The 13,841-nt window shown below is 60.2% G+C and carries 10 protein-coding genes; 9 read left to right on the top strand and 1 reads right to left on the bottom strand.

Annotation, left to right across the window (positions count from 1 at the left end; translation table 11 throughout):
- The first annotated feature begins 7 nt into the window (after positions 1-7).
- From algG to OK411_RS05655, 7 genes are all read left to right on the top strand, one after another.
- Positions 8-1,579: a mannuronan 5-epimerase AlgG gene (algG, locus tag OK411_RS05685; protein WP_130926962.1), complete on the top strand. Its 1,572-nt coding sequence runs from the start codon at positions 8-10 to the stop codon at positions 1,577-1,579.
- An 11-nt stretch (positions 1,580-1,590) separates the two neighbouring features.
- Entirely contained in the window at positions 1,591-3,057 is a 1,467-nt protein-coding gene (locus OK411_RS05680; protein ID WP_024011676.1) for an alginate O-acetyltransferase, read from the top strand.
- A gap of 8 nt (positions 3,058-3,065) precedes the next feature.
- On the top strand, positions 3,066-4,190 hold the full coding sequence (locus tag OK411_RS05675; protein WP_123418168.1) for a mannuronate-specific alginate lyase: 1,125 nt from the start codon (positions 3,066-3,068) through the stop codon (positions 4,188-4,190).
- A gap of 211 nt (positions 4,191-4,401) precedes the next feature.
- Positions 4,402-5,967 carry an MBOAT family O-acyltransferase gene (locus OK411_RS05670; RefSeq protein ID WP_024011674.1) on the top strand — a complete coding sequence of 522 codons (1,566 nt, stop codon included), beginning with the start codon at positions 4,402-4,404 and terminating at the stop codon, positions 5,965-5,967.
- Positions 5,968-5,977: 10 nt separating this feature from the next.
- The gene (locus tag OK411_RS05665) at positions 5,978-7,150 is read left to right on the top strand and encodes an alginate O-acetyltransferase (protein ID WP_016771604.1); all 1,173 of its coding nucleotides are present in this window, start codon (positions 5,978-5,980) and stop codon (positions 7,148-7,150) included.
- A gap of 14 nt (positions 7,151-7,164) precedes the next feature.
- Positions 7,165-7,821 (top strand): alginate O-acetyltransferase AlgF, encoded by a 657-nt coding sequence (locus OK411_RS05660; protein ID WP_016771605.1) that lies wholly within the window; start codon positions 7,165-7,167, stop codon positions 7,819-7,821.
- Positions 7,822-7,975: 154 nt separating this feature from the next.
- Positions 7,976-9,427: a mannose-1-phosphate guanylyltransferase/mannose-6-phosphate isomerase gene (locus tag OK411_RS05655; RefSeq protein ID WP_024011673.1), complete on the top strand. Its 1,452-nt coding sequence runs from the start codon at positions 7,976-7,978 to the stop codon at positions 9,425-9,427.
- 79 nt (positions 9,428-9,506) lie between these two features.
- Here the strand turns inward: OK411_RS05655 and OK411_RS05650 are convergent, their stop codons facing one another.
- Positions 9,507-12,242, bottom strand: coding sequence for an RHS repeat domain-containing protein (locus OK411_RS05650; RefSeq protein ID WP_264364557.1), 2,736 nt, complete (start codon positions 12,240-12,242; stop codon positions 9,507-9,509).
- Between the two features lie 170 nt (positions 12,243-12,412).
- Between OK411_RS05650 and OK411_RS05645 the strand changes: the two genes are divergently transcribed.
- Both OK411_RS05645 and OK411_RS05640 read left to right on the top strand, forming a co-directional pair.
- On the top strand, positions 12,413-12,877 hold the full coding sequence (locus OK411_RS05645) for a multidrug transporter (RefSeq protein ID WP_130926965.1): 465 nt from the start codon (positions 12,413-12,415) through the stop codon (positions 12,875-12,877).
- A gap of 36 nt (positions 12,878-12,913) precedes the next feature.
- Positions 12,914-13,738 carry an SDR family oxidoreductase gene (locus tag OK411_RS05640; protein WP_264364556.1) on the top strand — a complete coding sequence of 275 codons (825 nt, stop codon included), beginning with the start codon at positions 12,914-12,916 and terminating at the stop codon, positions 13,736-13,738.
- Positions 13,739-13,841 lie beyond the last annotated feature (103 nt).

The raw sequence follows: 13,841 nt of genomic DNA, 5'->3' as shown, positions 1-13,841 counted from the left end.
GCCCGACATGATCAGCACCAGAACAGGCTCACTCAGCCTGCTGGCCGGCGCGATGCTGCTGGCCAGCGCCGGCGCCTTCGCCAATGTTGAACCGGCGAAACCTGCGACCGTGGCCAAAGAACTGCAACAGGCCAAGACCTACACCGTCAGCAGCGCGCCGACCGACGCACTGAAACTGGCCAAGCCGACACTGCCCGACCTCTCCGGCTTCACCGCCGAAGCCGCTGCGGCGAAGATCGTGCGCAGCAAGCCGGGCAAGATCAGCGTGCGCCGGATGATGCAGGAAAACGCCCTGAAGGACTTCATCGGCGGCGATAACAAGATGGCCGAATGGGTCGTGCGTCAGCACGGCATCCCGCAGGCGATCTTCATCGACGACGGCTACATGAACCTCAAGGATCTGGCGAAAAAACTGCCCAAGCAGTATTTCAGCGAGACCGCTCCGGGCGTGTACCTGGCCAAATTGCCGATCGTGGTCGGCGAGAAAGGCATCCTCGAAATCGATGGCCAGACCCAGGAACTGCGCCTGTCCCAGGAAGCCGGTTCGTTCCTGGTCAACGACGGCAAGCTGTTCGTGCGTGACACCAAAGTCACCGGCTGGCGCGAAAAGGAAAACGGCCCGGCGACCTTCCGTTCGCCGAAGGAATTCCGTCCGTTCCTGCTCTCCTGGGGCGGCACCGAGACCTACATCGTCAACAGCAAGATGGCCAGTTTCGGTTACGCCAACAGTAAGTCGTACGGGGTGAGTATTTCCCAGTACACGCCGAACATGGCCAAGGTCCTCAAGCGCCCGGAACCGACCGGCTGGATCGTCGGCTCCGAGTTCTCGGACATGTGGTACGGCTTCTACTGCTACGAAACCAGCGACTTTGTGGTCAAGGGCAACACCTACAAAGACAACATCGTCTACGGCATCGACCCGCATGACCGCTCGCACCGTCTGATCATTGCCGAGAACACCGTTCACGGCACGAAGAAGAAGCACGGGATCATTATTTCCCGTGAGGTCAACGACAGCTTCATCTTCAACAACAAGAGTTTCGACAACAAGTTGTCGGGCCTGGTGATCGACCGTAACAGCGTCAACAACATCATTGCCTACAACGAGATCTACAAGAACCACACCGACGGCATCACGCTCTACGAGTCCGCCGACAACCTGCTGTGGGGCAACAAGGTCATCAGCAATACCCGTCACGGCATTCGTATCCGTAACAGCGTGAACATCCGCCTCTACGAAAACGTTGCCATGACCAACGGCCTGACCGGTATCTACGGCCACATCAAGGACCTGACCGACACCGACCGTGACATCAAGCTCGACCCGTTCGATGCGCAGGTCTCGCTGATCGTGGTCGGCGGCGAGCTGGCGGCCAATGGCAGCGGCCCGCTGTCGATCGACTCGCCGCTGAGTGTCGAGCTGTATCGCGTGTCGATGCTGGCGCCGACCAAGTCCAGCGGGATCAGCTTCAACGGCATCCTCGGCGAGCGCCAGGATGAGATTCTCGATCTGTTGGTGCGCCAGCAGAAAGCCGTGCTGATCGACCCTGTCGAACGCCAGACCGAATTGCAGGACTGAGGATAATTTTTATGCACCCACACATGATCAAACTGCTCAGCCTCTCGGCCCTGACCCTCGGCATTCTCGCTGCCGGCAACGCCCGCGCCGACGCTGAAGGCGCAAGCGTCACGCCACCGAAGTTCACCGCCGAGCCGTGCTGCAACCTGTGCCCGGCGGCCCATGACGCGAAGAACTACACCACGCGTTATCAGCAGAATTTCACCACCCTGGTACAGGCTCAGGGCGACTGGCTGTTCCGTACCCAGGAAGACCTGCGTACCGAGTTCAACACCACGCCGGCCGGCTACAAGCGCCTGCAACAGTTGCACGATGCGTTCAAGAGCAAAGGCGTCGAGTTGGTGATCGTCTACCAGCCGACCCGTGGCCTGGTGAACCGCAACAAGCTCAACCCGCAGGAAAAAGCCGCGTTCGATTACGAGAAAGCGCTGGGCAACTACAAGACCATGCTTGGCCGTTTCGCCAAGATGGGCTACGTGGTGCCTGACCTATCGCCACTGACCAACGAATCGCTGCCGGACACCCTGCCCGCCCACGATTTCTACTTCCGTGGCGACCAACACTGGACACCTTACGGTGCCCAGCGCACGGCAAAAATCGTCGCCGAAAAGGTCAAGCAGATCCCGGCCTTCGCCGACATTCCCAAGCGTGAATTCGAGACCAAGCGCTCCGGACGCATGGGCAAGACCGGCACCCTGCACAACATGGCCGGGCAACTGTGCGGCACCAGCTACGCGATCCAGTACATGGACCAGTTCACCACCGAGCCGAAAGGCGAGGCTGGTGACGGCGATCTGTTCGGCGATTCCGGCAATCCGCAGATCACCCTGGTCGGTACATCGCACAGCGGCAAGAACTACAACTTCGCCGGTTTCCTTGAAGAAGCCATCGGCGCTGACATTCTCAACGTGGCCTTCCCCGGCGGTGGTTTCGAAGGTTCGATGCTGCAGTACCTGGGCAGCGAGGAATTCCAGAAGACCCCGCCGAAGATTCTCATCTGGGAATTCTCGCCGCTGTATCGCCTCGACCAGGAAACCATCTATCGCCAGATGATGGCGCTGCTCGATAACGGTTGCGAAGGCAAGGACGCGCAGATGTCCGCCAGTGCCACGCTGAAGCCGGGCAGCAAGCAAGAACTGCTGGTCAACAGCAAGAACCTGAACCTGCAGAACGCCAACCATCAGGTCGACATCCGCTTCGCCGACACCTCGGTGAAAACCCTGCAAGCCACCCTCTGGTACATGAACGGTCGCCACGAGGACATCAAGATCGAGAAACCGGAAACCTCCGACACCGACGGTCGTTTCGCCTTTGAGCTGCGCACGGACGAAGACTGGGCCTCGCAAAACCTGCTGGCGGTCGAAGTCCAGGGTCCTGAAGCCGGACCTGACGCCGCGCCACAAAAAGTCGAAGCGAAAATCTGCAAACGCAACGTATTCCCGGGCGCTGGTCAACAGACCGCGCAGCTCGGGCAATGAGGTCTGCTATGCGAAATCCGAAACTGAAAAACCTGTTGGCACCGACACTCCTGAGCCTGGCGATGTTCGCCGGGGCAACTCAGGCTGCCGCGCCATTGCGTCCACCGCAGGGCTACTTCGCCCCGGTGGATAAATTCAAGACGGGCGACAACAGCGATGGCTGCGACGCGATGCCGGCGCCATACACCGGTCCGCTGCAATTTCGCAGCAAATACGAAGGTTCGGACAAGGCCCGCGCGACGCTGAACGTGCAGTCGGAAAAAGCCTTTCGCGACACCACCAAAGACATCACTACGCTGGAGCGCGGCACCGCCAAGCGGGTCATGCAGTTCATGCGCGACGGTCGCCCGGAGCAGCTCGAATGCACGCTCAACTGGCTGACCGCGTGGGCCAAGGCTGACGCGTTGATGTCCAAAGACTTCAACCACACCGGCAAGTCGATGCGCAAATGGGCGCTGGGCAGCATGGCCTCGTCGTACATTCGCCTGAAGTTTTCCGACTCGCATCCGCTGGCCCAGCATCAGCAGGAAGCGCAGTTGATCGAAGCCTGGTTCAGCAAAATGGCTGATCAGGTGGTCAGCGACTGGGACAACCTGCCGCTGGAAAAAACCAACAACCACTCGTACTGGGCCGCCTGGTCGGTGATGGCCACCGCCGTCGCCACCAACCGCCGCGACCTGTTCGACTGGGCCGTCAAGGAATACAAGGTCGGCGTCAATCAAGTCGATGCCGATGGCTTCCTGCCCAACGAACTCAAGCGCCAGCAACGCGCCCTCGCCTATCACAACTACGCCCTGCCGCCGCTGGCAATGATCGCCAGTTTCGCTCAGGTCAACGGTGTCGATCTGCGTCAGGAAAACAATGGCGCACTGAAGCGTCTGGGTGATCGGGTGTTGGCCGGCGTCAAGGACCCTGACGAGTTCGAAGAAAAGAACGGCAAAAAGCAGGACATGACCGACCTGAAAGAGGACATGAAATTCGCCTGGCTCGAACCGTTCTGCACGCTCTACACCTGTGCGCCGGATGTGATCGAGAAGAAGCGCGACATGCAACCGTTCAAGACCTTCCGTCTTGGCGGCGACCTGACCAAGGTCTACGACCCGTCGCATGAAAAGGGCAACAAGGGTTCCTGAAAACACTGATGGCTGATCGTTCCCACGCTCCGCGTGGGAATGCAGCCCGGGACGCTCCGCGTCCCATGCCGAAGCGGACGCAGAGCGTCCATTGAGGCATTCCCACGCAGAGCGTGGGAACGATCGCAGGACTGTTTCACCCCTCCACTACCACGGGGGGTTTGGGGGGGCTTTGGCCCTTGACTGTTGGTTCAAACATGGAGAGATCGGGATGGTATTTTCATCCAACGTGTTCCTGTTTCTGTTCTTGCCGATCTTTCTCGGCTTGTACTACCTGAGCGGGCAACGCTATCGCAACCTGCTGCTGCTGATCGCCAGCTACGTGTTCTACGCTTGGTGGCGGGTGGACTTCCTCGCGCTGTTCGCAGCGGTCACGCTGTGGAACTACTGGATCGGCCTCAAGGTCGGTGCTGCCGGCGTGCGAACCAAACCGGCGCAGCGCTGGCTGCTGCTCGGCGTGGCCGTCGACCTGTGCATCCTCGGTTACTTCAAGTACGCCAACTTCGGTGTCGACAGCATCAACGAGATCATGACTTCGTTCGGTCTCGAGCCGTTCATCCTCACCCACGTGCTGCTGCCGATCGGTATTTCGTTCTACATCTTCGAATCGATCAGCTACATCATCGACGTGTACCGTGGCGACACTCCGGCCACGCGTAACCTGATCGACTTCGCAGCATTCGTGGCGATCTTCCCGCACCTGATTGCCGGCCCGGTCCTGCGTTTTCGCGACCTCGCCGATCAGTTCAACAACCGCACGCACACCCTCGACAAGTTCTCCGAGGGCTGCACGCGGTTCATGCAGGGATTCATCAAGAAGGTCTTCATCGCCGACACCCTCGCCGTGGTCGCCGACCATTGCTTCGCCCTGCAGAACCCGACCACGGGTGATGCCTGGCTCGGTGCGCTGGCGTACACCGCGCAGCTGTATTTCGACTTCTCCGGTTACAGCGACATGGCCATCGGTCTGGGCTTGATGATGGGTTTCCGCTTCATGGAAAACTTCAAACAGCCGTACATCAGCCAGTCGATCACCGAGTTCTGGCGCCGCTGGCACATCAGCCTGTCCACCTGGCTGCGTGACTACCTGTACATCACCCTCGGCGGTAACCGTAAAGGCACGCTGATGACCTATCGCAACCTGTTCCTGACCATGCTGCTCGGTGGTCTGTGGCACGGCGCGAACATCACTTACATCATCTGGGGCGCCTGGCACGGCATGTGGCTGGCGATCGAAAAAATGCTCGGCCTGAACACTTCGCCGCGCAGCCTCAACCCGATCCGCTGGGCACTGACTTTCCTGCTGGTAGTCATGGGCTGGGTGATCTTCCGTGCCGAAAACCTGCACGTTGCCGGGCGCATGTACGGTGCAATGTTCAGCTTCGGCGACTGGTCGCTGTCGGAACTCAATCAGGCCAGCCTCACCGGTCTGCAAGTGGCAACCCTGGTGGTGGCTTACGTGACCCTGGCCTTCTTCGGCCTGCGTGATCTGTACACCAATCAGCCGCCAGCCAAGACCAAACCGGAAGTCAACGTCGAGGCCGATGGCCCTGCCACGGCGACGCCGGGAATGATCAAGGCAGCGCCTGGGGAAAATCCGGCGAGCATCCACGAACCTGGCTACACCGTCGGCGTCGAAGCCCAGGTGCAACCGGCTTACTGGACCGCTGACTGGTCGCGCTACGTGATGCGCGGGCTGATCCTGCTGCTGTTCATCGCCTCGATTCTCAAACTCTCGGCGCAAAGCTTCTCGCCGTTCCTTTACTTCCAGTTCTGAGGGATCTGACATGACCCGCTCATTACGCATCTTCTACATCGCCCTGTTCCTGGTGACGCTGTTGGTCCTCGGTCTGTGGTCGATTCGCAGCTTCTTCGGCTTCAGCACCAACGCCGACGCGACGGTGCTCAATGGCCGCTGGACCAAGGCGGTGGAAACCCACTACGACGATGAATTCCCGATCAAGCGTCTGGGCACCAACCTCTGGGCCGCGCTGGATTTCAAACTGTTCAACGAAGGTCGTCCGGGCGTCGTGCTCGGCCGCGACCAGTGGTTGTACAGCGATGAGGAATTCAACCCGATCGTCAACGAACAGCAGAACCTGCAAGGCAACTACGCGCTGGTCGAAGGCGTGCGCCAGACCCTGAAAGAGAAAGGCGTGAAACTGGTGATGGCGATCGTACCGGCCAAGGTGCGTCTGTATCCGGAGCATCTGGATGAAGTGAAGCCTTCGAGCATTCACCAGAACCTGTATCAGGATTTCCACGCCCGTGTCGCGGCCGACAAGATCCTCGCCCCTGACCTGCTCGGCCCGCTGCAACAGGCCAAGCAGAACGGTCAGCAAGTGTTCCTGCGCACCGACACCCACTGGACGCCGGAAGGCGCCGAGATCGCCGCCAACACGCTGGCGAAAACCATTGCCGAGAAATTCCCGCTGAGCGGCGAGCCACAGCGCTTTGTCACCACGCCAGCAGAGAAGGTCACGCACAAGGGCGATCTGCGTCTGTTCCTGCCGCTCGATCCGCTGTTCGAAAACATGATGCCGGCGCCTGAGCCACTGCTCAAACGCAACACCGTTGCCGCCGAGCAGCCTGCCGGTGACGACGCCCTGTTCGCCAACAGCGAAGTACCGGTCGCGCTGATCGGCACCAGCTACAGCGCCAACCCCAACTGGAACTTCGTCGGTGCGCTCAAACAAGCGCTGCACAGCGACGTCGTCAACTACGCCGAAGACGGCCATGGCCCGATTCTGCCGATGCTCAGCTACCTGAAAAGCGATGACTTCAAGAACAGCCCGCCACAAGTGCTGATCTGGGAGTTTCCTGAACGATATCTGCCTGTGAACAACGAAATCGGCGACGCCGACCCGCAGTGGGTCGCAGAGCTCAAACAAGCCGGCGCCCGCCAACAAAACGTAGCCATCAACACTAAATCCGAGACGCCCGATCGGGCGCAAAACTGAAAGAGAGGTACACCATGACTTTCACTACTACTCCTCGTCGTCTCGCTAAAAGCTTCGCACTGGTTGCTGGCCTCAGCGTACTTTCCGTCCCAGCCTTCGCCGGTGGCGACGCCGCGCTGTACGGCCCGACCGCTCCGAAAGGCTCGACCTTCGTGCGTGTCTACAACGCCAGCAACGCTGAAGTCAGCGCGACTGTCGGCAGCACCAACCTGAGCGACATCGCGCCATTGGCCAGCAGCGATTTCAGCTTCATGCCGGGCGGCGACTACAGCGCCAAGGTCGGCAGCCAGACCCTGCCGGTCAAGCTTGCCGGTGACCACTACTACACCCTGGTCAACAACGCTTCCGGCGCGCCACAACTGATCGAAGAGCCGCCGTTCAAGAACAAGCAGAAATCCCTGGTTCGTGTGCAGAACCTCAGCGACAAACCGCTGACCCTGAAGACCGCCGACGGCAAGACCGAAGTGGTGCCGAACGTGGCAGCCAAGGGTCGTGGCGAACGTGAAATCAACCCGGTGAAAGTCAGCCTGGCGCTGTACGAAGGCGACAAGAAAGTCGGCGACGTGAAACCGGTCGCTCTGGAGCGTGGTGAGGCAGCCGTACTGTACGTCACCGGCAACGGCAGCAACCTGTCGCCAGTCTGGGTGAAACGCCCGGTGTCGACTCGCTAATCCTTTTGTGAACTGACGCAGTACCCCTTGTGGGAGCGAGCCTGCTCGCGAATACGGTCTGACATGCAACATCAATGTCGACTGAGCCATCGCCATCGCGAGCAGGCTCGCTCCCACAGGGCTCTAACCAAATTGATTTTATGGAGTAAACATTATGATTCCGGTGATCTTGTCAGGTGGTAGCGGTTCGCGTCTGTGGCCTCTTTCGCGTAAGCAGTTCCCTAAACAATTCCTCGCTCTGACCGGCGAACACACGTTGTTCCAACAAACCCTCGAGCGCCTGGTGTTCGAAGGCATGGACACCCCGATCGTGGTCTGCAACAAGGAACACCGTTTCATCGTCAACGAGCAACTGGCCGCACGCAATCTGGAATGCCAGCGCATCCTGATGGAACCGTTCGGCCGCAACACGTCGCCGGCCGTGGCCCTGACCGCGATGATGCTGGTCAATGAAGGCCGTGACGAACTGATGCTGGTGCTGCCGGCCGACCACGTGCTGGAAGACCAGAAAGCCCTGCAACGTGCGCTGGCCCTGGCGACTGTCGCAGCCGAGAACGGCGAGATGGTCCTGTTCGGCGTACCGGCAACCAAACCGGAAACCGGCTACGGCTACATCAAATCCACTGCTGATTCGCTGCTGCCTGAAGGCGTCAGCCGCGTCTCGCACTTCGTCGAAAAACCGGACGTCAAGCGCGCCACCGAGTACGTCGAATCCGGCGGTTACTACTGGAACAGCGGCATGTTCCTGTTCCGCGCCAGCCGCTTCCTCGAAGAACTGAAAAAGCACGATCCAGACATCTACGACACCTGCCTGCTGACCCTTGAGCGCAGCCAGCAGGACGCCGACACCATCACCTTCGACGAAGCCACCTTCGCCTGCTGCCCGGACAACTCCATCGACTATTCGGTGATGGAAAAAACCCAGCGCGCCTGCGTGGTGCCGCTGACCGCCGGCTGGAGCGATGTCGGCTGCTGGTCGTCGCTGTGGGAAGTCAACGAGAAAGACGCCAACGGCAACGTCAGCAAAGGCGACGTGGTCATCCAGGACAGCAAGAACTGCATGATCCACGGCAACGGCAAACTGGTCTCGGTGATCGGTCTGGAAAACATCGTCGTGGTCGAAACCAAGGACGCGATGATGATTGCCCACAAGGACAAGGTCCAGGGCGTCAAGCAGATGGTCAACACCCTCAATGCCCAGGGCCGCAGCGAAACCCAGAACCACTGCGAAGTCTATCGTCCGTGGGGCTCGTACGACTCGGTGGACATGGGCGGGCGTTTCCAGGTCAAGCACATCTCGGTCAAGCCGGGCGCGTGCCTGTCGCTGCAGATGCACCACCACCGCGCCGAACACTGGATCGTGGTCAGCGGCACCGCCGAAGTGACCTGCGACGAGAACGTGTTCCTGCTCACCGAAAACCAGTCGACCTACATCCCGATCGCCTCGGTGCATCGCCTGCGCAACCCGGGCAAGATCCCGCTGGAAATCATCGAAGTGCAGTCGGGTTCGTACTTGGGTGAAGACGATATCGAACGTTTCGAAGATATCTACGGCCGCTCCACCCCGATCGAACGCGGCGTGTCGGTGAAGACCATCGCGCAGTAATCGATCACTAAAACGAGAAGCCCTCGTCCAGCCCGTTGCGTTCCCTATCCGCAGCGGGCTGGGCGGGGGCTTTTTTTGTCTAGCCGAAGACTGAATTGCGGCGTCTCGCCAGCGGTGAATCCTCATCGACCGACTCGCCTTCCGTCCCCTGCGCCAGCCCCGCGGGACCCTGTGTAAACGCGGCTGCAAACAGTTGCTGCGCCAACGGTGTCGGTGTTGATTCCGGTTCTGCAAACAACGGCTGCCGCCGGGTCGATCGATTGAAGGACTGCAAGTCGACCGCCGGACTGTTCGAGGAGATGGCAAGAGGCACGGCAACGGGTGTGCTGAGCAGTTTGTACTGGATCCGCGTCTGAGCCTCGGAAACCTGCATGGCATTGCCCATTGCCACACTCAGTGAGCCCACCAACTGAACTGCGGGGTTAGCGGCGTGCATCAGCAGATTTCCGCCGATCTGGAAGCCTTTGGCCACGGCACCGCGCCTGGCTGCAAGCACTTGCGGTTCTTCGACAGGGCTGTTGAACGCAACGGACATGGGTCCCATGATCCGGCTGGTGGTCTCCTCCCCCAACACCCGATTCATTGTCGAAGAAACGAATTCACCGGAGTGGTACAGCACGGCCCCCGAAGGTGGCGCGGTGTGCGTCCGCGCGGCGGCAATGACATGTGCCTGATGTGTGTTGAGCACGGAGTTGTCCCGGGCTCCCAGCTCTGCCAGCGCTACCGGTATTTCGCGGCGATAGGCCTGGACATCGGGATTGGGGTCATTCTCGAAGTAACGGCGCACTGGCTGCATGCCGGCGGCTTGCACGGGATTGACCAGTTTCTGGTCGGCAAGATCGTGGTACACCCGATCGGGAGCATGCTTGTCGGGCTTGCGCCCGTCGCTGTCTCTGTAAGTGACTGGGTTATTGCGCATCGCGCGATAGCGATTATGACCGTCGATCGCCCCGCCAGGATCGGTATTCAACCAGCGTTGCAGCCACGGCACGTAATAGCGAAACCCAAAGTAATAAAGCCCCGTGGCATCACGTTCCTTTCCCGAATAGCGCGCGGTCTTGTAGCTGACGTCGGGCTCCTTGGCCCACGCCGTCGCTCCAAATGGATAAAAATGCTCGCGGCTGATCAGCCGCGCATCGGCGTCCAGCTCAACACTGATCGAACCCAGGTGATCTTTGAAATTGTATCGGTAGAGATTATTCAGGCCGGTCGGCGGTGGGCTTTGCCAGTGCAGGACGCGTACGGTGTTGAGTCCGGTCTGCACGGTGAGCACTTGCAGGCTTTCTCCGGTGCCAGTGTCGGTGCGTAACTCCAGCGCTGGCAGATACCGCACCCGTGCAAGAAGACTACGCGCAGCCGTGCGTGACGAACGCGTTTTCAATACCCGCTGACCGGCGCCGTCGTAGAGATAGTTTTCACAATCATCGGCGCCTGATACGCGCAGCACGAGCACCACCGAGTTCAGCTGGTTCCGCAGATTCCACTGCAACCGGCGTCCTTGATCCAGCAACAGCAAATTGCCTCGCGCATCGAACGCCTCAGCGATCTGGGACTCAGATGGCGGCTTACCGTCATGCCACGGCAAGCAACGATTGCTGTAGCGCGCGGCCTGCAATTGATGACCTGGACTCTGTGGGCCAACGTGACTCAGCTCGAGCAAATTGCCGGCGGCGTCATAACGATAACTCTGGCTGTAGTTGGCGACAGCGGTCGGCCCACCACCGGCAGCGCCGGCCTCCCAGCCAGTGGCGTGAGTCAACTGGCAAAGGCTGTCATAGCGGTAGCGACTGACCGGCTCGATGCGCTGGTTGGCGAACCAGCGTACCGGCAATGCCTGGTCTTCGATGCTCAGCACATTGCCCATCGGGTCATAGGCATACAACAGGTCCTGCCAAACGTTGCCCTCTTGATCCTGAGCATGACGCATGAGCAGACGGCCGTCTTCACGGCGGTAGCTCAGCGTGGTCAGAACGCCGTTACCTGCCAGCTCCTGGGTGACCTGACCTTCGGCGTTGTACCGAATATCACTGACCACAGGATGGTCTGAAGTCTGATACCTGAGCCGTAGATCAACCCCGCGTAATCGTCCGTCGTGAGTCAGCGCGAATACCTGCCGATGACCAGCGGCATCCACCTGTTCCAGCACGGAGCCCTGCGGTGAAAAGCGCCATTGCGTGGTTGCCCCTTCGGACTCCAGCGGTACCTTGCGCTCAACGTCAGCATCTGGCCAATCCGGCACAACCGACTCGAGCACGAAGTGTCGGGTGTTTTCACAACACTGGCCGGTGATTGCGAATTGCTCGAACAGGACACTGCCGGCCGGATCGTCATGCCGGATCAACTGACCGAGCTGATTGCGCAGCGCCTCGCCAAAGCCGGGCCGGCCATAGGCAAAACGCTCGGCGCAGCGGCGAGGTACGCCTGTGCCTTCTTCGAACACCGCGACAGGGCGCAGCAAGTCATCGTATGCAATCTCGCGGCATGTGCCACGACTGTCCCAGTTGAACAGCGTCTGGCCGGCCAAACCCGGCAACCGGACCTGGACTCCCGCATCGCTACTGTCCGAGCGCAGCGCGATATCGTTCAAGGCATGGGTGGTGGTGAGGCTGGCGGGCGCTTGCGGATCGATCACCTGCAACGCCCACAATCGCGCATCCCATTGTTTGACTACACGCCCGGCAACGTCCCGCAACGTCCGCTCGATTCGGGGCTCACTTGCCAGCGCCGCATCGGCGCGCCAGTAGTTGACGTTGAGGATCGCCAAACCACGCGGATCGTTCACGGCAAGCGTTGGCGTATTGCGGTGGATGCCCATAGTGCGTCAACGTCCCAGTGTGCCCTTCGCGCATGAGAGCAAGCCCGGACGTGGATGCCTACTGTCAGAAATTACAGTCCCGACCAACGGCAGGCTTGTTGCCGCTCCGAATATCCATTGTGCGACGCCTTCGGTAGGATGAAGCTCACTCACTCACGGAGCGTTCCCGCATGTTCATCGGCATCCTGCTGGTCATCACCTGGCTGATCCTGCTGCTGCGCTATCCGGCCAAGGCCTTGCCGGTGTCGGTGGCCGCTGCCATCGGCCTCGGCTTCGTAGCCATGTGGGTGGTGTGGCTGGACAACCGCGAGATCAAACAACTGGCGCGCCTGGAACTGCGCATTGCCTATGCTCCCGAACAATGTCCGTCCGACCGTCCACTGCAATTGAAAATGAACAACGGTAACGATGTGCCGCTGACCGAACTGCGTTGGCGCATCGCCGCGTACGCGCCGGGCGATACGGTCAATCTGGCCGACAATCAATACACCGCCCCGCGCTATCGCGGCCCCGGCGAACTGCAGGCCGGCGCCACCTGGGAAGATTGCTTGCCACTGCCGCCGCTGCGCCCCGGCTATCGCCCGCAAACCCTGGAGTTTCGCGCCGAGCATTTGCAGGGTAGTTTTGCCGACTGATCCCCTCCCCCGACTTTTTTGCACAAGGAATGCGCCATGCCCGTTGCGTTGATTACCGGTTGTTCCAGCGGCATCGGCCGCGCCCTCGCCGACGCGTTCAAAGCCACCGGCTACGAAGTCTGGGCCAGTGCGCGCAAGACTGAAGACGTCGCTGCGCTCAGCGCCGCCGGTTTCACCGCGATTCAGTTGGACGTCAATGATGGCGCCGCGCTTGAGCAACTCGCCGAGCGTCTGAACCAGGAACACGGCGGCCTCGATGTACTGATCAACAACGCCGGTTACGGCGCGATGGGGCCGCTGCTCGATGGCGGCGTGCAGGCGATGCAGCGCCAGTTCGAGACCAACGTGTTTTCGATTGTCGGCGTCACCCGCGCGTTGTTTCCGCTGCTGCGTCGGGCCAAGGGGCTGGTGGTGAATATCGGCAGCGTGTCAGGTGTACTGGTCACGCCATTTGCCGGCGCCTACTGCGCGTCCAAAGCGGCGGTACACGCGTTGAGCGATGCCTTGCGAATGGAACTGGCACCGTTTGGCATTCGTGTGATTGAAGTCCAGCCCGGCGCCATCGAATCGAGCTTTGCGAAGAATGCCGGACATGAAGCCGAGCAATTGATCAACGAGCAATCGCCGTGGTTTCCATTGCGTGAAGGCATTCGGGCACGGGCCAAGGCATCGCAGGACAAACCCACCCCGGCCAGTGAGTTTGCTGCCGAGCTGTTGAAAGCGGTGCGGCAGAGCAAGCCGCCACGGCTGGTTCGCATCGGCAACGGCAGCCGGGCGTTGCCGTTGCTGGCGGCGTTGTTGCCGAAAGGGTTGTTGGAATCGACGTTGATGAAGCGCTTCGGATTGCGCGCAAAGCTCTGATACCCAGTTGTTGCGACGAGCGGTATCCCGACCTGTCAGAGTTGACAGTAGGCGCCCTCTAAAGGAAGGCCTATCGTGAGTTCAAGCCAGGTGAACGGTGTTG

The organism is Pseudomonas sp. RG1 (genome assembly GCF_025910115.1).
GTDB classification, from domain to species: Bacteria; Pseudomonadota; Gammaproteobacteria; order Pseudomonadales; family Pseudomonadaceae; genus Aquipseudomonas; species Aquipseudomonas atacamensis.
The sequence above is the reverse complement of the archived record's forward strand: the minus strand, read 5'-3'. Positions and strand labels throughout refer to the sequence as shown.

Coding starts and splice junctions, on each gene's coding strand:
- OK411_RS05660 (WP_016771605.1), top strand. CDS start 7,165: ATGACTTTCACTACTACTCCTCGTCGTCTCGCTAAAAGCTTCGCACTG.
- OK411_RS05650 (WP_264364557.1), bottom strand. CDS start 12,242: ATGGGCATCCACCGCAATACGCCAACGCTTGCCGTGAACGATCCGCGT.
- OK411_RS05645 (WP_130926965.1), top strand. CDS start 12,413: ATGTTCATCGGCATCCTGCTGGTCATCACCTGGCTGATCCTGCTGCTG.
- OK411_RS05655 (WP_024011673.1), top strand. CDS start 7,976: ATGATTCCGGTGATCTTGTCAGGTGGTAGCGGTTCGCGTCTGTGGCCT.
- OK411_RS05670 (WP_024011674.1), top strand. CDS start 4,402: ATGGTATTTTCATCCAACGTGTTCCTGTTTCTGTTCTTGCCGATCTTT.
- OK411_RS05680 (WP_024011676.1), top strand. CDS start 1,591: ATGCACCCACACATGATCAAACTGCTCAGCCTCTCGGCCCTGACCCTC.
- OK411_RS05640 (WP_264364556.1), top strand. CDS start 12,914: ATGCCCGTTGCGTTGATTACCGGTTGTTCCAGCGGCATCGGCCGCGCC.
- OK411_RS05675 (WP_123418168.1), top strand. CDS start 3,066: ATGCGAAATCCGAAACTGAAAAACCTGTTGGCACCGACACTCCTGAGC.
- algG (WP_130926962.1), top strand. CDS start 8: ATGATCAGCACCAGAACAGGCTCACTCAGCCTGCTGGCCGGCGCGATG.
- OK411_RS05665 (WP_016771604.1), top strand. CDS start 5,978: ATGACCCGCTCATTACGCATCTTCTACATCGCCCTGTTCCTGGTGACG.